General features: G+C 67.5%; 33 protein-coding genes. 28 read left to right on the top strand and 5 right to left on the bottom strand.

The features are described 5' to 3' along the window. Window positions 1-3 precede the first annotated feature (3 nt). The 23 genes from rplP to truA all read left to right on the top strand — a co-directional run bounded on the left by rplP (window position 4) and on the right by truA (window position 13,032). Window positions 4-423, top strand: a complete 420-nt coding sequence (gene rplP, locus ACZ7OY_RS18205) for a 50S ribosomal protein L16 (RefSeq protein WP_004927269.1) — start codon at window positions 4-6, stop codon at window positions 421-423. After that, window positions 423-647 (top strand): 50S ribosomal protein L29, encoded by a 225-nt coding sequence (gene rpmC, locus ACZ7OY_RS18210; RefSeq protein ID WP_003974259.1) that lies wholly within the window; start codon window positions 423-425, stop codon window positions 645-647. The genes rplP and rpmC overlap by 1 nt, the downstream gene beginning before the upstream one ends. Further along, window positions 647-931, top strand: a complete 285-nt coding sequence (gene rpsQ, locus ACZ7OY_RS18215) for a 30S ribosomal protein S17 (protein WP_152888004.1) — start codon at window positions 647-649, stop codon at window positions 929-931. The genes rpmC and rpsQ overlap by 1 nt, the downstream gene beginning before the upstream one ends. Before the next feature lie 101 nt (window positions 932-1,032). Beyond that, entirely contained in the window at window positions 1,033-1,401 is a 369-nt protein-coding gene (rplN, locus tag ACZ7OY_RS18220; RefSeq protein ID WP_003998823.1) for a 50S ribosomal protein L14, read from the top strand. A gap of 2 nt (window positions 1,402-1,403) precedes the next feature. Further along, entirely contained in the window at window positions 1,404-1,727 is a 324-nt protein-coding gene (gene rplX, locus ACZ7OY_RS18225) for a 50S ribosomal protein L24 (protein WP_033272457.1), read from the top strand. After that, window positions 1,727-2,284, top strand: a complete 558-nt coding sequence (gene rplE / locus ACZ7OY_RS18230) for a 50S ribosomal protein L5 (protein ID WP_189958138.1) — start codon at window positions 1,727-1,729, stop codon at window positions 2,282-2,284. Before rplX ends, rplE begins: the two co-directional genes overlap by 1 nt. A gap of 5 nt (window positions 2,285-2,289) precedes the next feature. Continuing rightward, entirely contained in the window at window positions 2,290-2,475 is a 186-nt protein-coding gene (locus ACZ7OY_RS18235; protein WP_003948630.1) for a type Z 30S ribosomal protein S14, read from the top strand. Between the two features lie 215 nt (window positions 2,476-2,690). Then, complete coding sequence (rpsH, locus tag ACZ7OY_RS18240) at window positions 2,691-3,089, top strand: 30S ribosomal protein S8 (RefSeq protein ID WP_007384075.1); 399 nt, start codon at window positions 2,691-2,693, stop codon at window positions 3,087-3,089. A 24-nt stretch (window positions 3,090-3,113) separates the two neighbouring features. Then, window positions 3,114-3,653, top strand: coding sequence for a 50S ribosomal protein L6 (rplF, locus tag ACZ7OY_RS18245; protein WP_317444886.1), 540 nt, complete (start codon window positions 3,114-3,116; stop codon window positions 3,651-3,653). Window positions 3,654-3,656: 3 nt separating this feature from the next. Then, window positions 3,657-4,040 (top strand): 50S ribosomal protein L18, encoded by a 384-nt coding sequence (gene rplR / locus ACZ7OY_RS18250; RefSeq protein ID WP_471912283.1) that lies wholly within the window; start codon window positions 3,657-3,659, stop codon window positions 4,038-4,040. A 41-nt stretch (window positions 4,041-4,081) separates the two neighbouring features. Then, window positions 4,082-4,687, top strand: coding sequence for a 30S ribosomal protein S5 (gene rpsE, locus ACZ7OY_RS18255; RefSeq protein WP_019753099.1), 606 nt, complete (start codon window positions 4,082-4,084; stop codon window positions 4,685-4,687). Next, window positions 4,687-4,869 (top strand): 50S ribosomal protein L30, encoded by a 183-nt coding sequence (gene rpmD, locus ACZ7OY_RS18260; protein ID WP_003974250.1) that lies wholly within the window; start codon window positions 4,687-4,689, stop codon window positions 4,867-4,869. The genes rpsE and rpmD overlap by 1 nt, the downstream gene beginning before the upstream one ends. Window positions 4,870-4,871: 2 nt before the next feature. Beyond that, window positions 4,872-5,327 carry a 50S ribosomal protein L15 gene (gene rplO, locus ACZ7OY_RS18265; protein ID WP_043381011.1) on the top strand — a complete coding sequence of 152 codons (456 nt, stop codon included), beginning with the start codon at window positions 4,872-4,874 and terminating at the stop codon, window positions 5,325-5,327. A gap of 242 nt (window positions 5,328-5,569) precedes the next feature. Next, window positions 5,570-6,883, top strand: coding sequence for a preprotein translocase subunit SecY (gene secY, locus ACZ7OY_RS18270; protein WP_471912284.1), 1,314 nt, complete (start codon window positions 5,570-5,572; stop codon window positions 6,881-6,883). Further along, window positions 6,883-7,545: an adenylate kinase gene (locus ACZ7OY_RS18275; RefSeq protein WP_471912285.1), complete on the top strand. Its 663-nt coding sequence runs from the start codon at window positions 6,883-6,885 to the stop codon at window positions 7,543-7,545. Before secY ends, ACZ7OY_RS18275 begins: the two co-directional genes overlap by 1 nt. Before the next feature lie 219 nt (window positions 7,546-7,764). Continuing rightward, window positions 7,765-8,607, top strand: coding sequence for a type I methionyl aminopeptidase (gene map / locus ACZ7OY_RS18280; RefSeq protein ID WP_471912286.1), 843 nt, complete (start codon window positions 7,765-7,767; stop codon window positions 8,605-8,607). Between the two features lie 141 nt (window positions 8,608-8,748). After that, window positions 8,749-8,970, top strand: a complete 222-nt coding sequence (gene infA / locus ACZ7OY_RS18285) for a translation initiation factor IF-1 (protein ID WP_003948620.1) — start codon at window positions 8,749-8,751, stop codon at window positions 8,968-8,970. A gap of 60 nt (window positions 8,971-9,030) precedes the next feature. After that, the gene (gene rpmJ, locus ACZ7OY_RS18290; protein ID WP_003998809.1) at window positions 9,031-9,144 is read left to right on the top strand and encodes a 50S ribosomal protein L36; all 114 of its coding nucleotides are present in this window, start codon (window positions 9,031-9,033) and stop codon (window positions 9,142-9,144) included. Between the two features lie 194 nt (window positions 9,145-9,338). Next, window positions 9,339-9,719, top strand: a complete 381-nt coding sequence (rpsM, locus tag ACZ7OY_RS18295; protein WP_030811707.1) for a 30S ribosomal protein S13 — start codon at window positions 9,339-9,341, stop codon at window positions 9,717-9,719. Window positions 9,720-9,788: 69 nt separating this feature from the next. After that, a complete protein-coding gene (rpsK, locus tag ACZ7OY_RS18300) occupies window positions 9,789-10,193 on the top strand; it encodes a 30S ribosomal protein S11 (RefSeq protein WP_003956432.1) in 405 nt (134 codons plus the stop codon). Window positions 10,194-10,391: 198 nt separating this feature from the next. Then, on the top strand, window positions 10,392-11,414 hold the full coding sequence (locus ACZ7OY_RS18305; protein WP_003966937.1) for a DNA-directed RNA polymerase subunit alpha: 1,023 nt from the start codon (window positions 10,392-10,394) through the stop codon (window positions 11,412-11,414). Between the two features lie 181 nt (window positions 11,415-11,595). Next, entirely contained in the window at window positions 11,596-12,087 is a 492-nt protein-coding gene (gene rplQ / locus ACZ7OY_RS18310; protein ID WP_351622433.1) for a 50S ribosomal protein L17, read from the top strand. 87 nt (window positions 12,088-12,174) lie between these two features. Beyond that, the gene (gene truA / locus ACZ7OY_RS18315) at window positions 12,175-13,032 is read left to right on the top strand and encodes a tRNA pseudouridine(38-40) synthase TruA (RefSeq protein WP_384722807.1); all 858 of its coding nucleotides are present in this window, start codon (window positions 12,175-12,177) and stop codon (window positions 13,030-13,032) included. A 117-nt stretch (window positions 13,033-13,149) separates the two neighbouring features. Here the strand turns inward: truA and ACZ7OY_RS18320 are convergent, their stop codons facing one another. After that, a complete protein-coding gene (locus ACZ7OY_RS18320) occupies window positions 13,150-14,031 on the bottom strand; it encodes a hypothetical protein (RefSeq protein WP_471912287.1) in 882 nt (293 codons plus the stop codon). A gap of 469 nt (window positions 14,032-14,500) precedes the next feature. On the opposite strand from ACZ7OY_RS18320, the gene rplM reads away from it, so the two are divergent. From rplM to glmM, 3 genes are all read left to right on the top strand, one after another. Next, the gene (rplM, locus tag ACZ7OY_RS18325) at window positions 14,501-14,944 is read left to right on the top strand and encodes a 50S ribosomal protein L13 (RefSeq protein WP_384722813.1); all 444 of its coding nucleotides are present in this window, start codon (window positions 14,501-14,503) and stop codon (window positions 14,942-14,944) included. Between the two features lie 42 nt (window positions 14,945-14,986). Beyond that, a complete protein-coding gene (gene rpsI, locus ACZ7OY_RS18330) occupies window positions 14,987-15,508 on the top strand; it encodes a 30S ribosomal protein S9 (RefSeq protein WP_162468604.1) in 522 nt (173 codons plus the stop codon). A 220-nt stretch (window positions 15,509-15,728) separates the two neighbouring features. Next, on the top strand, window positions 15,729-17,087 hold the full coding sequence (gene glmM, locus ACZ7OY_RS18335) for a phosphoglucosamine mutase (RefSeq protein WP_471912288.1): 1,359 nt from the start codon (window positions 15,729-15,731) through the stop codon (window positions 17,085-17,087). Between the two features lie 13 nt (window positions 17,088-17,100). Here glmM and ACZ7OY_RS18340 read toward each other — a convergent pair whose 3' ends face one another. The 4 genes from ACZ7OY_RS18340 to ACZ7OY_RS18355 all read right to left on the bottom strand — a co-directional run bounded on the left by ACZ7OY_RS18340 (window position 17,101) and on the right by ACZ7OY_RS18355 (window position 20,568). Then, the gene (locus tag ACZ7OY_RS18340; RefSeq protein ID WP_471912289.1) at window positions 17,101-18,045 is read right to left on the bottom strand and encodes a DUF389 domain-containing protein; all 945 of its coding nucleotides are present in this window, start codon (window positions 18,043-18,045) and stop codon (window positions 17,101-17,103) included. Window positions 18,046-18,062: 17 nt separating this feature from the next. Then, window positions 18,063-19,031 carry a type I pantothenate kinase gene (coaA, locus tag ACZ7OY_RS18345; RefSeq protein WP_471912446.1) on the bottom strand — a complete coding sequence of 323 codons (969 nt, stop codon included), beginning with the start codon at window positions 19,029-19,031 and terminating at the stop codon, window positions 18,063-18,065. A 221-nt stretch (window positions 19,032-19,252) separates the two neighbouring features. Continuing rightward, complete coding sequence (locus ACZ7OY_RS18350) at window positions 19,253-19,981, bottom strand: hypothetical protein (RefSeq protein ID WP_471912290.1); 729 nt, start codon at window positions 19,979-19,981, stop codon at window positions 19,253-19,255. A gap of 164 nt (window positions 19,982-20,145) precedes the next feature. Beyond that, window positions 20,146-20,568, bottom strand: a complete 423-nt coding sequence (locus ACZ7OY_RS18355; RefSeq protein ID WP_471912291.1) for a hypothetical protein — start codon at window positions 20,566-20,568, stop codon at window positions 20,146-20,148. A gap of 607 nt (window positions 20,569-21,175) precedes the next feature. Between ACZ7OY_RS18355 and glmS the strand changes: the two genes are divergently transcribed. Further along, entirely contained in the window at window positions 21,176-23,023 is a 1,848-nt protein-coding gene (glmS, locus tag ACZ7OY_RS18360; RefSeq protein WP_471912292.1) for a glutamine--fructose-6-phosphate transaminase (isomerizing), read from the top strand. A 211-nt stretch (window positions 23,024-23,234) separates the two neighbouring features. Beyond that, the gene (locus ACZ7OY_RS18365; protein WP_471912293.1) at window positions 23,235-24,401 is read left to right on the top strand and encodes a hypothetical protein; all 1,167 of its coding nucleotides are present in this window, start codon (window positions 23,235-23,237) and stop codon (window positions 24,399-24,401) included. Window positions 24,402-24,422: the final 21 nt, after the last annotated feature.

Consider the following 24,422-nt stretch of genomic DNA (forward strand, 5'->3'; position numbering starts at 1 on the left):
GACATGCTGATCCCCCGTAGGGTCAAGCACCGCAAGCAGCACCACCCGAAGCGCCGTGGTCAGGCCAAGGGCGGCACGACGGTTGCGTTCGGCGAGTACGGCATCCAGGCCCTCACGCCGGCGTACGTGACCAACCGCCAGATCGAGGCGGCCCGTATCGCCATGACCCGCCACATCAAGCGTGGCGGCAAGGTCTGGATCAACATCTACCCGGACCGTCCCCTGACGAAGAAGCCTGCCGAGACCCGCATGGGTTCCGGTAAGGGTTCTCCGGAGTGGTGGATCGCGAACGTGCACCCGGGTCGGGTCATGTTCGAGCTGTCCTACCCCAACGAGAAGATCGCCCGTGAGGCCCTCACTCGCGCAGCCCACAAGCTGCCGATGAAGTGCCGGATCGTCAAGCGCGAGGCAGGTGAAGCGTGATGTCGGCCGGTACCAAGGCGTCCGAGCTGCGCGAGCTGGGCAACGAGGAGCTTCTTGCGAAGCTCCGCGAGGCCAAGGAAGAGCTGTTCAACCTCCGCTTCCAGGCGGCGACGGGTCAGCTCGAGAACCACGGTCGGCTCAAGGCCGTCCGTAAGGACATCGCGCGGATCTACACCCTGATGCGTGAGCGCGAGCTGGGCATCGAGACGGTGGAGAGCGCCTGATGAGCGAGAGCAACGTGACTGAGAACACCGAGGCGCGCGGTTTCCGCAAGACCCGTGAGGGTCTCGTCGTCAGCGACAAGATGGACAAGACCGTCGTCGTCGCCGTCGAGGACCGTGTCAAGCACGCGCTGTACGGCAAGGTCATCCGCCGTACGAACAAGCTCAAGGCCCACGACGAGCAGAACGCCGCCGGCGTCGGCGACCGTGTCCTCCTCGCGGAGACCCGGCCGCTGTCTGCGACGAAGCGCTGGCGCGTCGTCGAGATCCTCGAGAAGGCCAAGTAATCCCTCCTAGGGGGACCCCCTAGGAATAGTTCCGCCAGGCTCGGGGCGGTTCGCCGCAGTGCGAACCGCCCCGGGAACCGGCAGACAACCAGGAGATAGACGTGATCCAGCAGGAGTCGCGACTGCGTGTCGCCGACAACACTGGTGCGAAGGAGATCCTTTGCATCCGTGTGCTCGGTGGCTCCGGTCGCCGCTACGCGGGCATCGGTGACGTCATCGTCGCCACCGTCAAGGACGCGATCCCCGGCGGCAACGTGAAGAAGGGTGACGTCGTCAAGGCCGTCATCGTTCGCACCGTCAAGGAGCGCCGCCGTCCGGACGGCTCGTACATCCGCTTCGACGAGAACGCCGCCGTCATTCTGAAGAACGACGGCGACCCTCGTGGCACCCGTATCTTCGGCCCTGTCGGCCGTGAGCTGCGCGAGAAGAAGTTCATGAAGATCATCTCGCTCGCGCCGGAGGTGCTGTAAGCATGAAGATCAAGAAGGGCGACCTGGTCCAGGTCATCACCGGTAAGGACAAGGGCAAGCAGGGCAAGGTCATCGCGGCCTTCCCCCGCGAGGACCGTGTCCTGGTCGAGGGTGTCAACCGGGTCAAGAAGCACACGAAGGCCGGCCCGACCGCCAGCGGTTCCCAGGCCGGCGGCATCGTGACCACCGAGGCCCCCATCCACGTTTCCAACGTTCAGCTGGTCGTGGAGAAGGACGGCAACAAGGTCGTCACGCGTGTCGGTTACCGCTTCGACGACGAGGGCAACAAGATCCGCGTTGCCAAGCGGACGGGTGAGGACATCTGATGGCTACCACCACCACCCCGCGTCTCAAGACGAAGTACCGCGAGGAGATCGCGGGCAAGCTGCGTGACGAGTTCAAGTACGAGAACGTCATGCAGATCCCCGGCCTCGTGAAGATCGTGGTCAACATGGGTGTGGGCGACGCCGCCCGCGACTCCAAGCTGATCGAGGGCGCCATCCGCGACCTCACCACGATCACCGGCCAGAAGCCGCAGGTCACCAAGGCCCGCAAGTCCATCGCGCAGTTCAAGCTGCGTGAGGGCCAGCCGATCGGTGCCCACGTCACGCTTCGTGGCGACCGCATGTGGGAGTTCCTGGACCGCACCCTGTCGCTCGCGCTGCCGCGCATCCGCGACTTCCGCGGCCTGTCCCCCAAGCAGTTCGACGGCCGTGGCAACTACACCTTCGGTCTCACGGAGCAGGTCATGTTCCACGAGATCGACCAGGACAAGATCGACCGCACCCGGGGTATGGACATCACCGTGGTGACCACGGCGACCAACGACGCTGAGGGCCGTGCGCTCCTTCGTCACCTCGGCTTCCCCTTCAAGGAGGCGTGAGCGAGATGGCGAAGAAGGCTCTCATCGCGAAGGCTGCTCGCAAGCCCAAGTTCGGCGTGCGTGGCTACACGCGCTGCCAGCGCTGCGGCCGTCCCCACTCCGTGTACCGCAAGTTCGGCCTGTGCCGCGTGTGCCTTCGTGAGATGGCTCACCGTGGCGAGCTGCCGGGCGTGACCAAGAGCTCCTGGTAATCCCCTAAATCTAGGGATACCAAGGGCTCTCGGTAAGCACTGGGCGTGTCAGGTGCCCACCTCTTCATGGCTTAGTCTTGGAGGGTTGGGCGCCTGATTGCCGCCCGTACGACTTACTACGCCGTAGGTCCACCGCGCCGCACCCGTCCCGTCCCGGATCGGGGAGAGGGATGGCGCACCAGGAAACCCCGGCGAGAGAGGCCGAAGGCCAATTCATGACCATGACTGATCCGATCGCAGACATGCTTACGCGTCTGCGGAACGCGAACTCGGCATACCACGACTCCGTGACGATGCCGGCATCGAAGATCAAGTCTCACATCGCGGAGATCCTCCAGCAGGAGGGCTTCATCACGGGCTGGAAGGTCGAGGACGCCGAGGTCGGCAAGAACCTCGTCCTGGAGCTGAAGTTCGGCCCCAACCGTGAGCGCTCCATCGCGGGCATCAAGCGGATTTCCAAGCCCGGTCTCCGGGTTTACGCGAAGTCCACCAACCTGCCGAAGGTGCTCGGCGGCCTCGGCGTGGCGATCATCTCCACGTCTCACGGTCTCCTCACCGACAAGCAGGCCGGCAAGAAGGGCGTGGGTGGGGAAGTCCTCGCCTACGTCTGGTAGCGGAAGGGAACGGAGGAAACAGCTATGTCGCGTATTGGCAAGCTCCCCATCACGGTTCCCGCCGGCGTGGACGTCACCATCGATGGCCGCACGGTCTCGGTCAAGGGCCCCAAGGGCTCGCTGACCCACACCGTGGTTGCGCCGATCGACATCGTCAAGGGTGAGGATGGCGTGCTCAACGTCACCCGTCCGAACGACGAGCGTCAGAACAAGGCCCTGCACGGCCTGTCCCGCACGCTGGTGGCGAACATGATCACCGGCGTGACCCAGGGTTACGTGAAGAAGCTCGAGATCAGCGGTGTCGGTTACCGCGTTACGGCCAAGGGCTCGAACCTCGAGTTCGCGCTCGGCTACAGCCACCCGATCACCGTCGAGGCGCCCGAGGGAATCACCTTCAAGGTGGAGACCCCGACCCGCTTCCAGGTCGAGGGCATCGACAAGCAGAAGGTCGGCGAGGTTGCGGCCAACATCCGCAAGCTGCGCAAGCCCGACCCGTACAAGGCCAAGGGTGTCAAGTACGAGGGCGAAGTCATCCGCCGCAAGGTCGGAAAGGCGGGTAAGTAAGCCATGGCATACGGACAGAAGATCCTGAAGGGCGACGCCTACAAGCGCGCCGCGATCAAGCGCCGTCACATCCGGATCCGCAAGCGGATCGGTGGCACGGCCGAGCGTCCCCGCCTGGTCGTTACCCGCTCCAACCGCCACATCGTGGCCCAGGTGATCGACGACCTCAAGGGGCACACCCTTGCGTCGGCGTCCACTCTGGACACCTCGATCCGCGGTAACGAGGGTGACAAGTCGGCCCAGGCCAAGCAGGTCGGCGCGCTTGTCGCCGAGCGTGCCAAGGCCGCGGGCGTCGAGGCTGTCGTATTCGACCGTGGTGGCAACCAGTACGCCGGGCGCATCGCCGCCCTGGCGGACGCCGCCCGCGAAGCCGGTCTGAAGTTCTGAGCCGGTTCCGTAGCTAGCGGAAACAGAGAGAGGTAATTCCAATGGCTGGACCCCAGCGCCGTGGAAGCGGTGCCGGTGGCGGCGAGCGGCGGGACCGGAAGGGCCGTGACGGCGGCGCAGCTGCCGCCGAGAAGACCGCTTACGTCGAGCGTGTCGTCGCGATCAACCGCGTCGCCAAGGTTGTGAAGGGTGGTCGTCGCTTCAGCTTCACCGCGCTGGTCGTGGTGGGCGACGGTGACGGCACCGTGGGTGTCGGTTACGGCAAGGCCAAGGAGGTGCCGGCCGCCATCGCCAAGGGTGTTGAGGAGGCCAAGAAGCACTTCTTCAAGGTCCCCCGTATCCAGGGCACCATCCCGCACCCGATCCAGGGTGAGAAGGCTGCCGGCGTCGTGCTGCTCAAGCCCGCGTCCCCCGGTACCGGCGTTATCGCCGGTGGCCCGGTGCGTGCCGTGCTCGAGTGCGCCGGTATCCACGACGTGCTGTCGAAGTCGCTCGGCTCCGACAACGCGATCAACATCGTGCACGCGACCGTGGAGGCCCTGAAGGGCCTGCAGCGTCCCGAGGAGATCGCGGCCCGCCGTGGTCTGCCCCTCGAGGACGTCGCTCCCGCGGCTCTTCTCCGTGCGCGTGCCGGGGCTGGTGCGTAATGGCGCAGCTCAAGATCACGCAGGTGAAGTCGTACATCGGCAGCAAGCAGAACCACCGTGACACCCTGCGTTCCCTTGGTCTCAAGGGCATCAACACGCAGGTCGTCAAGGAGGACCGCCCCGAGTTCCGCGGCATGGTGCACACCGTCCGCCACCTCGTGACGGTCGAGGAGGTCGACTGATCATGGGTGAGCAGAACCCGCTCAAGATCCACAACCTTCGTCCCGCCCCGGGCGCCAAGACCGCCAAGACCCGTGTCGGTCGTGGTGAGGCGTCGAAGGGTAAGACGGCCGGTCGTGGTACCAAGGGTACGAAGGCCCGTTACCAGGTTCCGGAGCGCTTCGAGGGTGGCCAGATGCCCCTCCACATGCGTCTTCCGAAGCTGAAGGGCTTCAAGAACCCGTTCAAGACCGAGTTCCAGGTCGTGAACCTCGACAAGCTGGCCGCGCTCTACCCCGAGGGTGGCGAGGTCACCGTCGAGGGTCTGGTGGCCAAGGGTGCCGTTCGCAAGAACAGCCTCGTCAAGGTCCTCGGCCAGGGCGAGATCTCCGTGGCGCTGCAGGTGACGGTCGACGCCGTCTCCGGCTCCGCCAAGGAGAAGATCACCGCTGCCGGCGGCACCGTCACCGAGCTCGTCTGACCCACTCAGGCGTCTCGATGACTTGAACGATCCCGACCGGGGATACCCCACAAATGGGGTATCCCCGGTTGGTCGTTCCTAGGGGGGCAGTGTCGCCGGTAAGGTGGCCTGCACTGCCCACTTTCCTGGGTGCTCCACATGGGGCACTCTGAGCGGCAGATGACCGTTCACTAGTCGTCATTCCATCGGAATCTCAAGACCGTCACCCTTGACGCAGTCGCGCGGGGGTCGCAGGAGGCACCGTGCTCACCGCGTTCGCCCGGGCGTTCAGGACGCCCGACCTGCGCAAGAAGCTGCTCTTCACGCTCGCGATCATTGTGGTCTACCGGCTCGGTACCCACATTCCGATCCCGGGCGTCGACTACAAGTCCGTTCAGCAGTGCGTGGACGAGGCATCCGGCAACCAGGGCCTCTTCGGTCTGGTCAACATGTTCAGCGGCGGCGCGCTGCTCCAGATCACGATCTTCGCCCTCGGTATCATGCCGTACATCACGGCGAGCATCATTCTCCAGCTGCTGACCGTGGTGATCCCGCGTCTGGAGGCCCTCAAGAAGGAGGGTCAGTCCGGCACGGCGAAGATCACGCAGTACACCCGTTACCTGACGGTGGCGCTGGCCATCCTCCAGGGCACCGGCCTGGTGGCCACCGCCCGCAGTGGCGCCCTGTTCTCCGGCTGTACGGTCGCGTCGAGCATCGTCCCGGACCGCGCGATCTTCACCACCGTCACGATGGTCATCTGCATGACCGCCGGTACGGCCGTCGTCATGTGGCTGGGTGAGCTGATCACCGACCGCGGTATCGGCAACGGCATGTCGATCCTGATGTTCATCTCGATCGCCGCGACCTTCCCGTCCGCGCTGTGGGCCATCAAGAAGCAGGGCACCCTGGCCGGCGGCTGGATCGAGTTCAGCACCGTCATCCTCGTCGGTCTGGTCATGGTCGCGCTGGTGGTCTTCGTCGAGCAGGCTCAGCGCCGTATCCCCGTCCAGTACGCGAAGCGCATGATCGGCCGTCGTTCCTACGGCGGTACGTCGACCTACATTCCGCTCAAGGTCAACCAGGCGGGTGTGATCCCCGTCATCTTCGCTTCCTCGCTGCTCTACATTCCGGCACTCGTGGCGCAGTTCGCCGGGGGCAATTCCAGCTGGAAGACCTGGATCGAGCAGAACCTGACCAAGGGTGACCACCCGATTTACATCAGCATGTACTTCTTGCTGATCGTTTTCTTCGCGTTCTTCTATGTGGCGATCTCCTTCAACCCCGAGGAAGTCGCCGACAACATGAAGAAGTATGGTGGCTTCATCCCGGGCATCCGGGCTGGCCGACCGACCGCTGAGTACCTGAGCTACGTACTCAACCGGATCACCTGGCCGGGTTCGCTGTACTTGGGCCTGATTGCTCTCGTCCCGACGATGGCGTTGGTTGGCTTCGGGGCAAGCCAGAACTTCCCGTTCGGCGGTACCAGCATCCTGATCATCGTGGGTGTCGGACTGGAGACGGTGAAGCAGATCGAGAGCCAGCTCCAGCAGCGCAATTACGAAGGGTTCCTCCGCTGATGCGAATCGTCCTCGTCGGGCCGCCGGGTGCCGGTAAGGGAACGCAGGCAACGCTGCTCGCCGCGAAACTGGGCGTGCCCCACATCTCCACGGGCGACCTGTTCCGCGCCAACATCAGCCAGCAGACGGAGCTCGGGAAACTCGCGAAGTCCTACATGGACGCCGGCAACCTCGTCCCCGACGAGGTGACCATCGCCATGGCCAAGGACCGCATGGAGCAGCCCGACGCCAGGAACGGCTTCCTGCTGGACGGTTTCCCGCGCAACGTCTCGCAGGCCGAGGCGCTGGACGAGGTTCTCAACACCGAGAGCATCAAGCTGGACGCGGTACTCGACCTCGAAGTGCCCGAGGAGGAGGTCGTCAAGCGGATCGCCGGCCGGCGCATCTGCCGCAACGACTCCGCGCACGTCTTCCACGTGACGTACAAGCCCGCCGCCAAGGAAGGCGTCTGCGACGTCTGCGGTGGCGAGCTGTACCAGCGTGACGACGACTCCGAGGACACCGTCCGCAAGCGGCTCGAGGTCTACCACACCCAGACCGAGCCGATCATCGACTACTACAAGGCGCAGGGACTGGTCGTCACGATCTCGTCGCTGGGTCCGGTGGAAGAGATCACCAAGCGGGCGCTCGAGGCGCTCAAGCGCGAGGACGACGACAAGTAGTCGTGTGTACGTCGCCGCAGCCGCGGTTCCCTGAGGAAGGGGACCGCGGCTGCTGTGTGGGGGGTGTGAGCACCCCCACGTATCGTGGAATCCATCGCGGCCGGCGGTCCGCAGCCCCGCCCCGCCGCCCGCAGTCCCCAGCCGCAGTGCGTGGTCCGCAGCCCTGAGCCGCGGTTCGCTGGCCCTGCGGTCCGGAAGTCCAGAAAGGCCGTAGCCCTCATGGTGCAGGTGCAGATCAAGACGCCCGAGCAGATCGCCAGGATGCGTGCGGCAGGGCTGGTCGTCGCCGCCATCCACGCGGCCACGCGGGAGGCGGCCGTGCCGGGGGCGACGACGAAGGACCTGGACGAGGTCGCGCGCAAGGTGCTCGCGGAGCACGGCGCCAAGTCGAACTTCCTCGGCTACGGCGGATTCCCCGCGACCATCTGCACCTCCGTGAACGACGTCGTCGTCCACGGCATCCCGTCCGAGGACGTCGTCCTCGCGGACGGTGACGTCATCTCGATCGACTGCGGCGCGATCGTCGACGGCTGGCACGGCGACGCCGCCTTCACCGCCTTCGTGGGTTCCGGTCACGCTCCGGAACTGATCGAGCTCTCTCGGGTGACCGAGGAGTCGATGTGGGCGGGCATCGCCGCCATGAAGCTCGGCAACCGGCTCGTCGACATCTCCCGCGCCATCGAGACGTACATCCGCCGGCAGCCGAAGCCCGGCGGCGGCCGGTACGGAATCATCGAGGACTACGGCGGCCACGGCATCGGCACCGAGATGCACATGGACCCGCACCTGCTGAACTACGTCGACCGCCGCCGCGGCAAGGGCTCCAAGCTGGTGCCCGGCTTCTGCCTGGCCATCGAGCCGATGGTCTCCCTGGGCACCCCGAAGACGGAGGTCCTGGAGGACGACTGGACCGTCATCACCACGGACGGCACCTGGTCCTCCCACTGGGAGCACTCCGTCGCACTGACGGAGGAGGGCCCGCTGGTCCTGACGGCCGTGGACGGCGGCCGGGCCAAGCTCGCGGAGCACGGGGTCACGGCTGCGCCGGACCCCCTTGCATGACGATCACCCGCATGGGGCAGACTTCCTCGATTCGTGTTTCCGGGTGCGCTGACGTAGACTGACTCGTCGGCTCTCGTGCACCCGCATGCCTGCATGCGCTCGTACAGAGTCGATCAAGGTAGTCGATTCGAAGGGCGAAGCGTGGCCAAGAAGCAAGGTGCCATCGAGATCGAGGGCACTGTCGTCGAGTCTCTTCCGAACGCCATGTTCAAGGTCGAGCTCCAGAACGGCCACCAGGTCCTGGCACACATCAGCGGCAAGATGCGTATGCACTACATCCGCATCCTCCCTGACGACCGGGTCGTGGTGGAGCTGTCTCCGTACGACCTGACGCGTGGCCGGATCGTCTACCGCTACAAGTAGATCTTGCCCACGCCCTGCCTGTGCGGGGCTGCCGGCAACTGACCCGGAGAACCTCACCCCATGAAGGTCAAGCCGAGCGTCAAGAAGATCTGCGACAAGTGCAGGGTGATCCGCCGTCACGGTCGGGTCATGGTCATCTGCGAGAACCCGCGCCACAAGCAGCGCCAGGGCTGACGCACGACCGCACCCTCTGCATTTCGCAGAAATTCGCGCGACGCAAGCTGAATATGTTCATACGCAGCACCCAGGCCTGGGCATCCCAGGTCTGACACCCCCGGCTCGGAGGCCGGGGACCCAGTTCGTACCTAGTACGGCGACTGGGGATCGGTTCTGCGGAAGACCTCCGAAGATTCAACTGGAGCCATTGAATGGCACGCGTTTCCGGTGTTGACATCCCGCGCGAAAAGCGCGTGGAGGTCGCCCTCACCTACGTGTTCGGCATCGGCCGGACCCTCTCGCAGGAGACGCTGGCAGCGACCGGCGTCGACCCGAACACCCGCGTTCGCGACCTCTCCGAGGAGCAGCTCGTCGCGATCCGCGAGTACGTCGACAACAACATCAAGACCGAGGGTGACCTCCGTCGCGAGATCCAGGCCGACATCCGCCGCAAGGTCGAGATCGGCTGCTACCAGGGTCTGCGGCACCGCCGCGGTCTGCCCGTCCGCGGTCAGCGCACCAGCACCAACGCCCGCACCCGCAAGGGCCCGCGTCGCGCCATCGCCGGCAAGAAGAAGCCGGGCAAGAAGTAGTCCGCAGCGGACAACGCTTCATCAGCGGTCTTCGCTGTAGGACCGACCACCTCCCCGTAGGAGTTACAGATGCCCCCCAAGGGTCGTCAGGGCGCTGCCAAGAAGGTGCGCCGCAAGGAAAAGAAGAACGTCGCTCACGGGCACGCCCACATCAAGAGCACGTTCAACAACACGATCGTCTCGATCACGGACCCGTCCGGCAACGTGATCTCCTGGGCCTCCGCCGGCCACGTCGGCTTCAAGGGCTCGCGCAAGTCGACCCCGTTCGCCGCGCAGATGGCTGCCGAGTCGGCCGCGCGTCGCGCGCAGGAGCACGGCATGCGCAAGGTCGACGTCTTCGTCAAGGGTCCCGGCTCCGGCCGTGAGACCGCGATCCGCTCCCTCCAGGCCACCGGCCTCGAGGTCGGCTCGATCCAGGACGTCACCCCCACCCCGCACAACGGCTGCCGTCCGCCGAAGCGCCGCCGCGTTTGATCGGGTGCGGCGGACCGCTCCGCAGCAGCGGGGCTGATCACCGCCGCGTCCGGCACACGGCCGGTTCGGGCTGAGGATTTCGGGCGGTACGGCTCTTCGGGGCTGTATCGCCCGTACCCTTGCACTTACCACCATCGGGCCACCGCCCGGTGCATCAGGGCATCAAATAGTGGGTGCCCCTGACTGAAGGAACGCAACATGCTGATCGCTCAGCGTCCCTCGTTGACCGAAGAGGTCGTCGACGAGTTCCGCTCCCGGTTCGTGATCGAGCCGCTGGAGCCGGGCTTCGGCTACACGCTCGGCAACTCCCTGCGCCGCACCCTCCTGTCGTCGATCCCCGGCGCTGCTGTCACCAGCATCCGCATCGACGGCGTCCTGCACGAGTTCACCACCGTGCCGGGCGTCAAGGAGGACGTCACCGACCTGATCCTCAACATCAAGCAGCTGGTCGTCTCCTCGGAGCACGACGAGCCGGTCGTGATGTACCTGCGCAAGCAGGGCCCGGGTCTGGTCACCGCCGCCGACATCGCGCCCCCGGCCGGTGTCGAGGTGCACAACCCCGACCTCGTCCTCGCCACGCTCAACGGCAAGGGCAAGCTGGAGATGGAGCTGACCGTCGAGCGCGGTCGCGGTTACGTCTCCGCCGTTCAGAACAAGCAGGTCGGTCAGGAGATCGGGCGCATCCCGGTCGACTCGATCTACTCGCCGGTGCTGAAGGTCACGTACAAGGTCGAGGCGACCCGTGTCGAGCAGCGCACCGACTTCGACAAGCTGATCGTCGACGTCGAGACCAAGCAGGCCATGCGTCCCCGTGACGCCATGGCGTCGGCCGGTAAGACCCTGGTCGAGCTGTTCGGTCTCGCCCGCGAGCTGAACATCGACGCCGAGGGCATCGACATGGGCCCGTCCCCCACGGACGCCGCCCTGGCCGCCGACCTCGCGCTGCCGATCGAGGAGCTGGAGCTCACGGTCCGCTCGTACAACTGCCTCAAGCGTGAGGGCATCCACTCCGTGGGTGAGCTCGTCGCCCGTTCCGAGGCCGACCTCCTGGACATCCGCAACTTCGGTGCGAAGTCCATCGACGAGGTCAAGGCGAAGCTGGCCGGCATGGGCCTGGCCCTCAAGGACAGCCCGCCCGGATTCGACCCCACCGCTGCGGCTGACGCGTTCGGCGCTGACGACGACGCGGACGCGGGCTTCGTCGAGACCGAGCAGTACTGAGAGCTCGGGCTCAACGGTCCGTACCCGGGTGCGGGTGCGCTGTGCCTGATCGCACAGTTCCCCACGCCCCTTCCGGGCAGGCCCCTTCGGGGCGCTGCCCGGATCTCCGACAGGTAACCGCCTGCTCGGATACTGACCCTGGTACCTGATACGGCCGGGGCAGACTCACAGGAGAAGAACCATGCCGAAGCCCACCAAGGGTGCCCGTCTGGGCGGCAGCGCCGCGCACGAGAAGCTGCTCCTCGCCAACCTGGCGAAGAGCCTCTTCGAGCACGGCCGCATCACGACCACCGAGGCGAAGGCCCGCCGTCTGCGGCCGTACGCCGAGCGTCTGGTCACCAAGGCGAAGAAGGGCGACCTTCACAACCGCCGTCAGGTGCTCCAGGTCATCACGGACAAGAGCGTCGTGCACACGCTCTTCACCGAGATCGGCCCGCGCTACGAGAACCGCCCGGGTGGCTACACCCGTATCACCAAGATCGGTAACCGCCGTGGCGACAACGCGCCCATGGCTGTCATCGAGCTGGTGGAGGCCCTGACCGTGGCCCAGCAGGCCACCGGTGAGGCCGAGGCGGCCACCAAGCGTGCCGTCAAGGAGGCCGAGGCCAAGGTCGAGGAGACCAAGGCCGACGAGGTCACCGAGGCCGCGGCCGAGGAGTCCAAGGACGCCTGAGGCTCTTGCCTCGTGAGCGGGTCCGCCCTTCGGGGCGGGCCCGCTTTCGCGTTTTTTCCTGGGCACCGGCCCTGAGAGGATCTAGTGGTGAGTGACGAAGCACAGCCCGGACACGTCCGTATCCGCCTCGACCTGTCCTACGACGGCAGCGCCTTCCACGGCTGGGCCAAGCAGGCCGGCGGGAAGCGGACCGTGCAGGGCGAGATCGAGGACGCGCTGCGGACCGTGACCCGGTCCAAGGACACGACGTACGAGCTGACCGTGGCCGGGCGGACCGACGCGGGAGTGCACGCGCGCGGGCAGGTGGCCCATGTGGACCTGCCCGGGGAGCTGTGGGCCGAGCACCGGGAGAAGCTGCTCAAGCGGCTGGCCGGGCGGCTGCCCAAGGACGTACGGGTGTGGACCCTGACCGAGGCGCCGGCCGGCTTCAACGCCCGCTTCTCGGCGATCTGGCGCCGGTACGCCTATCGCGTCACCGACAACCCGGGCGGTGTGGACCCGCTGCTGCGCGGCCACGTCCTGTGGCACGACTGGCCTCTCGACGTCGACGCCATGAACGAGGCCGCACGGGCGCTGGTGGGGGAGCACGACTTCGCCGCCTACTGCAAGAAGCGGGAGGGGGCCACCACCATCCGCACGCTTCAGGAGCTGAGCCTGGTGCGTGACACGGAGGGGATCATCACCGCCACCGTCCGCGCCGACGCCTTCTGCCACAACATGGTGCGCTCGCTGATCGGGGCGCTGCTGTTCGTGGGGGACGGGCACCGCACCCCGGACTGGCCGGGCAAGGTGCTGGCCGCGGGCGTACGGGACTCGGCCGTGCATGTCGTACGGCCGCACGGGCTGACGCTGGAGGAGGTCGGCTATCCCGCCGACGAGCTGCTGGCCGCCCGTAACAAGGAGGCGCGGAACAAGCGCTCGCTCCCCGGCGCGGGCTGCTGCTGAGCCCTGCCGCCGGTGGCCGGCCCTCGGGCGGACGCCCCCTGGGGGACCGGACGGAGGGGGGTTCGTCCGGTCACCGGCCGGGGGGCTCGTCCGCTCTCGGCGGCTGCGGCGCCCGGGTCAGCCCGTGGAGGCGGCCGACGCCTGGGCCTCGCCGCGGCGGTGGATCTGCTTGAACGCGAACTCGGCGAGGTCGTCACCCGCGCGGAAGACCGCGGTGTCCTTGGTGGTGACGTCCTTGCCCGCGGTGAAGCCGGTGATCGTGAAGTAGGCGTAACGGCCGAAGGCGTTCGTGGTGGAGCGGCAGACGGCACCGTTGCAGAAGGTCTTCACGCCCTTGCCGGGCAGCGCCTTGACGATGCTCTTGCTGTCCGCCTCGCCCTTGGCCTTGGTGGCCTGCGCCTCGGTGGTGAAGACGGCCACGCCGACCGTCACCGCGATGTCGCCCTTGGTGTAGGTCACGCGCATCAGCCGGGTGCAGCCGTTGCCGGTGAGGACCTTCGGGAGCGTGCCCTGGGCCGCCGTGGCGCAGCTCTTCGTGTCGTCGGTGGCGGCCTTCTTGTACACGGTCGAGCCGACGGTCAGCTGCGTGCCCGGGAAGAGGATGTCCGGGCCCAGCGGTGCCGTGTCCTTCTTGGCGCTGGCGACGAATTCCTTCGGGTCCAGCGGAGGCGGCGCGGTCGTCGGGTCGAAGGACGGCACCGACGTGCTGCCGCCGTTGGGTATGTCCCCGTTCGAGGGCAGCTGGGAGGCGGCGTTGTTCGCCCCCGAGTTGTCGTTCGCCGACATCACGCCCATGGCGACGGCGGTGCCGATACCGACGGTGGCCAGCACGCCGCCGACGATGAAGAGGCCCCGGCGGCGCCGGTGGCGCGTCTCGGAGGCCTCGGCGAGCGCAGCCCAGTCGGGGGACCGGCCGTCGGAGGCGCCGGACCACGGCTGCTCGGAGTTCGGTTTCCACGGATCCCACTGGGACCGGGGTCCCCCCTGCCCATAGTTCATGGGGCGCATCTTAGACGGGACCCGGGGTATCCGGTTCCGCCCCAACGGGCCCTGTGGTCACCGATGTTGGGGGTGTAAGAAGCCCTATAGGCGACATGTCCGAGTGATCCACTCCAAAATTGGGGGGTCGGACCGGCGTGGCGGTGACCGTCACCGTGCACGGTCATGCGGTATTCGGCCCGGTGTGCCCGCCGCGATGTCCTGACGTCGATGTCAGGGGTCTCCTCGACGACGCGCGCGGTGACTCGGGCCTGCTCGTTTTGACCGACTCATGGGAGCCCGGTACTCTGATTCTTCGTTGTGTATTGGCTCGCTCATTCTCACGGGAGTGGCCTCTACCTAGGTTCCCTGGAGCAGTTACCAGTGGGCGGCATACGGGCATCGTCCCCGGCATTGTCGTCCCCAGCTGCACGATCGCTTCAGTGATGCCATGTGTCAGCACCCATCCACTGAAGAAGAAGGCTGCGAAGTGCGTACGTACAGCCCCAAGCCCGGCGATGTGACTCGCCAGTGGCACGTCATTGACGCTCAGGACGTCGTCCTGGGCCGTCTCGCCACCACCGCCGCGTCCCTTCTCCGCGGCAAGCACAAGCCGATCTACGCCCCCCACGTCGACACCGGTGACTTCGTCGTCATCATCAACGCCGACAAGGTGCACCTCTCCGGCAACAAGCGGACCCAGAAGATGGCGTACCGCCACTCGGGTTACCCGGGCGGTCTGCGCGCGGTCCGCTACGACGAGCTGCTCGACAAGAACCCCGAGAAGGCCATCGAGAAGGCCGTCAAGGGCATGCTCCCCAAGAACACCCTGGGCCGTCAGATGCTCTCGAAGCTGAAGGTCTACTCGGGCGACCAGCACCCCCACGCTGCCCAGCAGCCGGTGCCGTTCGAGATCACCCAGGTCGCGCAGTAGTTCCGGCCACCCCCTAAGACGAAAAGAAATCTGAGGAGAATCGTGGCCGAGACCACCGTTGAGCAGCCGGTCGAAGAGACTGAGCTCGTCGACATCGACAGCTACACCACCGAGTCCGAGGTCCCCCTGGAGGGCGAGTACACCTCGGAGTCGATGGCTTCCCGCTTCGGCGACCCCCAGCCGGCCGCCGGCCTGGGCCGTCGCAAGAACGCCATCGCCCGCGTCCGGATCGTCCCGGGCACCGGCAAGTGGAAGATCAACGGCCGCACCCTTGAGGACTACTTCCCCAACAAGGTGCACCAGCAGGAAGTCAACGAGCCCTTCAAGGTGCTCGAGCTCGAGGGCCGTTACGACGTCATCGCCCGCATCGCGGGTGGCGGTGTCTCCGGCCAGGCCGGCGCCCTGCGCCTCGGCGTGGCCCGTGCCCTGAACGAGGCGGACGTGGACAACAACCGCGGCCCGCTGAAGAAGGCCGGCTTCCTCAAGCGCGACGACCGTGCGGTCGAGCGCAAGAAGGCCGGTCTGAAGAAGGCCCGCAAGGCCCCGCAGTACAGCAAGCGCTAAGCTTCAGCTGCCTCTGCACGTACTCCGAACGCCCCGGCGGCACGCCACAGTGCCGCCGGGGCGTTCGTGTATCACAGCCTTCGGGCGTATAACGGCACAAGACGTTCAACGGCTAGTGCTATCGGATGTTCAGGCATCGTATGTCTGTGACGTGAAAGCGCCGCGCGTGAGCCGCACGAGTGCTCGGCTTTCACACTTGACGATTCCTTCAGGAGGACACGTGGGACGACTCTTCGGCACGGACGGTGTGCGCGGTGTCGCCAACGCGGATCTGACGGCCGAGATGGCACTCGGTCTGTCCGTCGCGGCGGCACACGTGCTGGCCGAGGCGGGTACGTTCGCGGGCCACCGGCCGACGGCGGTGGTCGGACGGGATCCGCGCGCGTCCGGGGAGTTCCTGGAGGCCGCAGTGGTCGCGGGCCTCGCGAGCGCGGGCGTGGACGTGCTGCGGGTCGGCGTGCTGCCGACGCCGGCGGTCGCGTACCTCACCGGCGTGCTCGGCGCCGACCTCGGCGTGATGCTGTCCGCCAGCCACAACGCCATGCCGGACAACGGTGTCAAGTTCTTCGCCCGCGGCGGCCACAAGCTCGCCGACGACCTGGAGGACCGGATCGAGACCGTCTACGAGGAGCACCGCACCGGCGCCCCCTGGGAGCGGCCGACCGGAGCGGGCGTCGGCCGGGTCCGGACGTACGACGAGGGGTTCGACCGTTACGTCGCCCACCTCATCGCCGTCCTGCCGAACCGGCTGGACGGGCTGAAGATCGTCCTCGACGAGGCGCACGGTGCCGCCGCCCGGGTCTCGCCCGAGGCGTTCGCCCGCGCGGGCGCCGAGGTCATCACCATCGGTGCCGAGCCGGACGGCCTCAACATCAACGACGGCTGTGGCTCGACCCACCTCGGCCCGCTGAAGGAGGCCGTGCGCACCCATGGCGCGGACTTCGGCATCGCCCACGACGGCGACGCCGACCGCTGCCTCGCGGTGGACCACACCGGCGAGGAGATCGACGGCGACCAGATCCTCGCGGTGCTGGCGCTGGCGATGCGGGAGCGTTCCGCGCTGCGCTCCGACACCGTGGTCGCGACCGTCATGTCCAACCTGGGCTTCAAGCTGGCGTTGGAGCGGGAAGGGCTGAAGCTCGTCCAGACGGGCGTCGGTGACCGCTACGTCCTGGAGGAGATGAAGGAGCACGGCTACGCCCTCGGCGGCGAGCAGTCCGGGCACGTCATCATCCTCGACCACGCGACGACCGGCGACGGCACGCTGACCGGTCTGATGCTGGCCGCCCGGGTCGCGGAGACCGGACGGTCGCTGCGCGACCTCGCGGGTGTGATGGAGCGGCTGCCGCAGGTGCTCGTCAACGTCCCCGACGTGGACCGCAGTCGGGTCGCGACGTCCGAGGAGCTGGCCGCCGCGGTGGCCGAGGCGGAGCGCGAACTCGGCACCACGGGCCGGGTGCTGCTGCGCCCGTCCGGCACCGAGCCGCTGGTCCGCGTGATGGTCGAGGCGGCGGACATCGACCAGGCCCGGTCGGTGGCAGGCCGGCTGGCCGACGTGGTGAAGTCGGCGCTCGGCTGAGAGGCCCGGAGCCCTAAGCCGGTTCCTTGACGAACTCCTTGCGCTGTCTGGCCCAGAACCACTTCTGGGCCAGCAGCGTCAGGGTGCCCGCGAGGATGATGCCGAGCAGGTTCAGCGCCAGCTGTTCGGAGGAGCCGATCGTCTGCCGGGTGTCGCCGAAGCTCAGGGCCAGCGCCGCGTTGGCGGCCGCGGGCACCGTCGTCACCGAGATCGCGACGCCGACCAGGGCGCCGGACTTGGCGGACGTCAGGGAGAGTGTCCCGGCGGCGCCCGCGAGCACCGCCACGACGAAGGAGAACCAGTCGGGGGCGTAGACGAAGCTGGTCTGCGGCCGGTCCCCCTCCAGCTGCTCCTTGGTGAACAGGCCGACGGCGTCCATGAAGAGGCTGAAGCCCACCGTCAGCGCCATCGCCACCGCGAAGCCCACCACCAGGGCGACCAGCGAGCGCAGCGCCAGCCGCGGGGCGCGCTGCACGATCGAGGTGCACACCCCCGCCAGCGGCCCGAACTCCGGGCCCACCGCCATGGCGCCCACGATCAGGATCGCGTTGTCGAGCACCACACCGCAGGCCGCGATCATGGTGGCGATCGTGATGAACGCGAGGTAGGTGACCGACAGGGTCGACTCCTCGTGCGTCTCCTCGGCCAGGTGCTCCCACAGCACCGCGTCCGCGCCCTCGCCGGGTGCCTCGTCCTCGGCCTTCTCGGCGCGTTTCGACAGCGACAGATCGATGTTCTCGACGGCGATGGAGCCGGTCCTGTCCAGACCCAGTTCCTGGAGCCCGCTGAGCAGTTCGTCCCCCGCCTCGCGGGCGACGTCGCACATGACCACGTCCCCCGCCGGGTTGCGGGCGGTGCCCGGCAGCACCACGAGATGGGTGGTGCCGACCGTCTTCTCGATCAGCCGGACCACGTCGTCGGTCCGGTCGGGCGGTGTGATCAGTCGTAGGTGCAGCATGCAGGGCAGAGTAGCCGTCAGAGCTTGCGCAGACTCAGCCGCTGCACCTTGTGGTCCGCGCCCTTGCGCACGATCAGGGTCGCCCGGCCCCGGGTGGGGGCCACGTTCTGCACGAGGTTGGGCTTGTTGATGGTGCGCCAGGTGGTGCGCGCGTAGTCGAGGGCCTCTTCCTCGGACACCTGGGTGTACTTGCGGAAGTACGAGGACGGGTTCTGGAAGGCGGTCTCGCGCAGCTTCTTGAACCGGTTGAGGTACCAGCGCTCGATGTCCTCGGTGCGGGCGTCGACGTACACGCTGAAGTCGAAGTAGTCGGCGAGGCCCACCCGGGTACGGCCGTCCTTGCCCGGCAGGGCCGGCTGGAGGACGTTCAGGCCCTCGACGATCAGGATGTCCGGGCGGCGCACGGTCAGCCGCTTGTCGGGGACGATGTCGTAGATGAGGTGCGAGTAGACGGGGGCCGTCACCTCGTCCTTGCCGGCCTTGATGTCGGCGACGAACCGGGTCAGCGCGCGCCGGTCGTACGACTCCGGGAACCCCTTGCGGGACATCAGCCCCCGGGCCTGGAGCTCCTTGGTGGGCAGCAGGAAACCGTCCGTGGTCACCAGTTCGACGCGAGGATGTTCGGGCCACCGGGAGAGCAGCGCCTGGAGCAGTCGAGCGACGGTCGACTTGCCGACCGCGACCGACCCCGCGACGCCTATGACGAACGGGGTGCCGGACTGCGACCCCTGCTCGCCGAGGAAGGTGTTCAGCGCCCCTCGGAGCCCGTCGGTGGCGCCGATGTACAGGTTGAGCAGCCGCGACAGCGGGAGGTAGATGTCGCGCACCTCGTCGAGGTCGATGACATCGCCCAGACCGCGCAGCTTCTCGACCTCCTCGGCGGTCAGCGGCAGCGGCGTCTTCTCACGCAGCGCGCTCCACTCGGCACGGGTGAGATCGACGTAGGGAGTCGCCTCCGGCCTGTGCCGGTGGGCGCTCCTGGGCATCGAGGAGACCGGAGAGATCACAGTCCATTGTTAACGGAGTTTGAACGGGGTGGGGGGTGGGGTACGTCACGCTCCGCTGTTGCACCCTCTGATCCGCGTCGCCTGCTGTCCCGGCCCGCGACTCGGCAGCTGCGTGACGTGGGCGGGTCGGCCTGGCGGGTTGGTGAAAAAGGCCCCGCTGAGGCGCGGACTCTGCCTGTCCGCCCGGCCCCGATCAGGCGTCAGTCGGGCCGGTCGTTGAGACCTTCGGGCACCACCCAGCACGGGTAGCCGAACCGTTCGCCGAGGGCGACGAGGCTCGGCTTGTCGGCCGGTACGTGGTACGCCTTCATCGCACGCAGGAACAGCCGGTAGCCGAGGTCGGCGCACGACTCGGTGACCACCTGCTTCAGAGCGGGGACGACGCCGGTCACGGCAAGACCGAACGGAGGGTTCTCGGCAGCGAGACTCAGGCGCTCCGAGACCGGGTGGATCACCCGCAGGACGGCCCGCCGCAGTTCCTCGTCCACCACGGGCTGTGGCGGTGGGGGGACGAATGCCGGATCGTCCTGGCGCACTCGCGCCAGCCATGCCTCTTCCGCCCGTCGCAGCCAGGAGCCGGCGCTCATGCCGTGCTCGCGCGGGTCGAAGACCCCGTGGGTGGCGGCGAGCCAGACTGTCCGGACGGTCTCGTCCGGCAGTGGTGAACGCAGCAGTCGCTGTACGTCCTGGCCCAGCTGGGCGGCCTTGGAACGGTCGAACTGGTCGACCGACGATTCCGCCAGCATGAGCCACACCGTGACGGGGCCGGGGTCGTCCGCAAGGGACGGAAAGTGCTCCCAGCAGAACTCTTCCAGCACCTCCCACTGTGAGGCCAGCCAGGTCAGCCCGATGTCCGTCGTGTAGATGTCCTCGACGAATTCGGGCACGACGAAATCGTCCTCGACATCGCTCTCATGCTCGTGGATCACGGTCACTCTTCCAGGCAGGAGGCGTACACGACCCATTTGCCATGCGGGTGTGCACGGTTGGGCTTGCCGTGCCGATGGGGCACGTCAGGACGTAGACATGGGCAAGACGGGCCCCGCCGAGGTCGAACGGTTCGGCCTATGCGGGGCGCTTGCAAGCGAGTGGATCAGGGTCGTCGGCCCTTCACATGGACCATGCTTCCGTGCCCGTGCTTGTCCGGTTCTGCGACCTCGAACCCCGCCGAGGTGAGAATCCCCAGAAGCGCGGCCTGCATGTGATGCACGACGGTGTTGTGATGGCGCACGATCGGAGGCGGATTCGAGTAGTCGATCCCTTGCGCGAAGAGATCGAGCGCGGCATCTCTCAACTCCGCTTCCGTGCTCCAGTTTGCGTACACTCCGCTGTCGACGAATGGTGTCACGTGCACGTCCACGCCCGGGTGTCGGTGTGGATCGCCGCTGAGATCCCGCCGATACACGGGAAGACCGGCGCGTTGTAGTTCTCGACACACGTCTTCGGCCAGCGCTTGTCGCTCATCGATGACCTTTGGTGACGCTTTCGGGTGCATGTCGAATTTGGGTTCAGTCATGGACTTCTTGTTCCTCGCCCTGTTGAGCGGTCGTCGCGAAGCGCAATGAATGTCCTCCAGCCTGCCGAACGTAACGCGCGAGCAGGTCCATCGCTGCCTCCGCGAAGGAAGGGTGGTAGGGGACCGGCCATGAGATCGGCGTTCCAGGTGCTAGGGCATCGGTCAGAGCGGAGTCGCACTTCGGGCAGGGCTGTCGCTCGGTGTAGAGGGCTAACCCCGATTTGGAAGACGACATCATCGGCAAGGCCGCGGGCGCGCAGAGCCTGGCCGCCGACCCATTGGCCGAGGCCGGTCTGGTCGTAGAAGTCGCCGCCCTCGTGGACACCGGGAGCCCAGTGAAAACCGGTCACGGTGAACCCGTCGGGGGTTTCCAGGCCGTCGAGCGGCTTCTCCCAGGAAGCCTTGTTCGCCTGCCGACGCTCCGAGGCGGAAATGGCTGGGTCTCGACCTCGCCGGGGTGTCGACTTCCCCGCCGGGATCGTCGAGGTCCGGCCTGCCCGGCTCTGTCGGGTGCGACCTACCACGGCGTTCGTGCCACCGTAGGAATTTCCGATTTCGGGCACGCTTCGGCTCTTTTCGGCGGGCGTCGGCCCTTAGGCTGCCGGGCATGTGCGGAATCGTGGGATACGTGGGGTCTCAGTCGGCGCTCGATGTCGTGATGGCCGGGCTGAAGCGGCTGGAGTACCGGGGGTACGACTCGGCGGGGGTCGCCGTGCTCGCAAGTGGCAGTCTTGCCGCGGCCAAGCGGGCCGGGAAGCTGGTCAATCTGGAGAAGGAACTGGCCGAGCGGCCGCTGCCGGCCGGGGTGACGGGCATCGGGCACACCCGCTGGGCCACGCATGGCGGCCCGACGGACGCCAACGCCCATCCCCATCTCGACAACGCGGGGCGCGTCGCCGTCGTGCACAACGGGATCATCGAGAACTTCGCCCTGCTGCGCGCGGAGTTGGCCGAGCGCGGGCACGACCTCGTCTCGGAGACCGACACCGAGGTCGTCGCCCATCTGCTCGCCGAGGAGTTCGCCGGCTGCGCCGATCTGGCGGAGGCGATGCGGGTGGTGTGCCGGCGGCTGGAGGGCGCGTTCACCCTGGTCGCCGTGCACGCGGACGTGCCGGACGTGGTCGTGGGCGCGCGGCGCAACTCGCCGCTCGTGGTGGGTGTGGGAGAGGGCGAGGCCTTTCTCGCCTCGGACGTCGCCGCGTTCATCGCCCACACCCGGTCGGCGATCGAGCTGGGCCAGGACCAGGTGGTGGAGCTGCGCCGGGAAGGCGTGACCGTGACCGGCTTCGACGGCCGTCCGGCGGAGGTGCGTTCCTATCACGTGGACTGGGACGCGTCGGCCGCGGAGAAGGGGGGCTACGACTACTTCATGCTCAAGGAGATCGCCGAGCAGCCCAAGGCGGTCGCCGACACGCTCCTGGGCCGCATCGACGCCTCCGGCTCGCTGACCCTGGACGAGGTGCGGATCTCCCCGCGCGTGCTGCGGGAGATCGACAAGGTCGTCGTCGTCGCGTGCGGTACGGCCTTCCACGCCGGGCTGATCGCGAAGTACGCCATCGAGCACTGGACCCGCATCCCCTGCGAGGTGGAGCTGGCCAGCGAGTTCCGCTACCGGGACCCCATCCTGGACTCCCGGTCCCTGGTCATCGCCATCTCCCAGTCCGGCGAGACCATGGACACCCTGATGGCCCTGCGGCACGCCCGCGAGCAGGGCTCCAGGGTGCTGGCCATCTGCAACACCAACGGCTCCACGATCCCGCGCGAGTCCGACGCGGTGCTGTACACCCACGCCGGGCCCGAGGTCGCCGTCGCCTCCACCAAGGCGTTCCTGACCCAGCTCGTCGCCTGCTACCTCGTCGCCCTCTACCTGGGCCAGGTGCGCGGCACCAAGTGGGGCGACGAGATCCGGACCGTCGTGCGCGACCTGGCGAAGATCTCCGGTGACGTCGAGCGCGTCCTGGAGACGATGGGGCCGGTACGGGAGCTGGCGCGCACCCTCGTGGACAAGAAGACGGTGCTGTTCCTCGGGCGGCACGTGGGGTACCCGGTGGCGCTGGAGGGGGCGCTGAAGCTCAAGGAACTCGCCTACATGCACGCCGAGGGCTTCGCCGCGGGCGAGCTGAAGCACGGGCCGATCGCCCTGATCGACGAGGACCTGCCGGTCGTGGTGGTCGTGCCGTCACCGCGCGGTCGCTCCGTCCTGCACGACAAGATCGTGTCCAACATCCAGGAGATCCGCGCCCGGGGCGCCCGCACGATCGTGATCGCGGAGGAGGGTGACGAGGCGGTGGTGCCGTACGCCGACCATCTGATCCGCATCCCCGCCACGCCGACCCTGCTCCAGCCCCTCGTGGCCACGGTCCCGCTCCAGGTCTTCGCCTGCGAACTGGCCACCGCCCGGGGCAACGAGGTGGATCAGCCGCGCAATCTGGCGAAGTCGGTGACCGTGGAGTGACCCGGTTCTAGCGTTCCGGTGAACGACGTGAGGCTCCGGCCGGGGTGGTGGCAACCGTCCCGGCCGGAGCCTTTGTGCCGTGCGCGGCGAAGCGCCGGGGAAGCGGCGGGAAGTTCGTGCGATGCAGGCCGGAAACCGTACAGAAGAGCGAAGTCGCTGTCGTACGCTCTGCCTGCACACAGCAACTACCCGAGAGAAAGCGCTGCTTGCCATGGCCGAGAGACCGTCCGAGGAGTCCCGAGCCGACGACTCCGGATCGAGCGGATCGAGCTCCATATCTGACGACGAGTGGGCGAAGTTCGTACAGGAAAGCGAACGCGGGATACCCGACTCGGCGCCCAAGGAGCCCTCCGCGCGGGCGCGCATGGTCACCGAACGGCTTCGGCAGCAGGAGGCGCGCGGTGAGCTGCCCGAGGGCTGGCGGACGGGTCCGGCCTGGCAGGAGAGGAACGGGCGGGCGACCCGACGGCGGCGGCTGTGGGGCTTCCTGGGCGTGCCGATCGCCATCGTCGTGGCGGTGGTCGCGGTACGGCCCTCGCTGATACCCGGTGACCCCTTCCACTCGGACCGGTCGGCCGCCGCCGCTCCCACGCAGCTGCCGCCGGAGACCTCGGCGCCGACCGGGGCTCCGGAGTCGGTGGCTCCCGACATGCCCACGGTGGACCGGCCGTTCGCGGGGTCCCCGGCGCTCGCGTGGGCCGACGGCGAGGCCGGCATCGTCCTGCCGGAGGCGAAGCCGGTCGGGTCCTGGTCCAAGGCGCAGGTGGCGCAGGCGCTGCGGCAGACCAAGACGTTCCTGGTGGACGGGAGCCTGTCCCCGGCCACTCTGCGCGGCCACCGCCCCACCGCCGCGCTCGGGGTGCTCGAACCCAATCAGACAGAACTGCTCGACCTGTTGAACACCTCGTTGCGCAAGCCGGACAAGAAGCACGACCCGCTGCTGATGTTCAGCCGGTTCGACCCCGACGAGGTGCGGGTGGTCGGCACGGTGGTCAAGACCCGCGGGCGGATGACGTTCAAGGCGGGCGCCCAGGGTTCCGTCGTCGTGCACGCCGACTACACCTTCGTCTACCCGCTCGCGCACATCGACAAGAAGGACACCGAGGTGGCCCGGACCATCGTGCGGCGTGTGCTCGACTTCGAACTCCTCGACCCGGCCCGCTACCAGGTCACCGCCGGGAAGGTCGGCGTCAAGAGCTACGACGAGGATGCGGGCAACTCGGCCTGCTACGTCTACGACGGCTTCTACCACCCCACGTTCCGGACAAGTGCCCCCAAGGGCGCGGCTCCGACCGGGCCGACGAGTGATCCGTACGACCGCAGCCAGGACCTCGACCAGGACCGCAGCGAGGGCTGTGGGACGGTGTCCCGTACCTGACGGGGCGTCGAGGCCGGCCGG

The organism is Streptomyces sp. NPDC107559 (assembly GCF_055657365.1).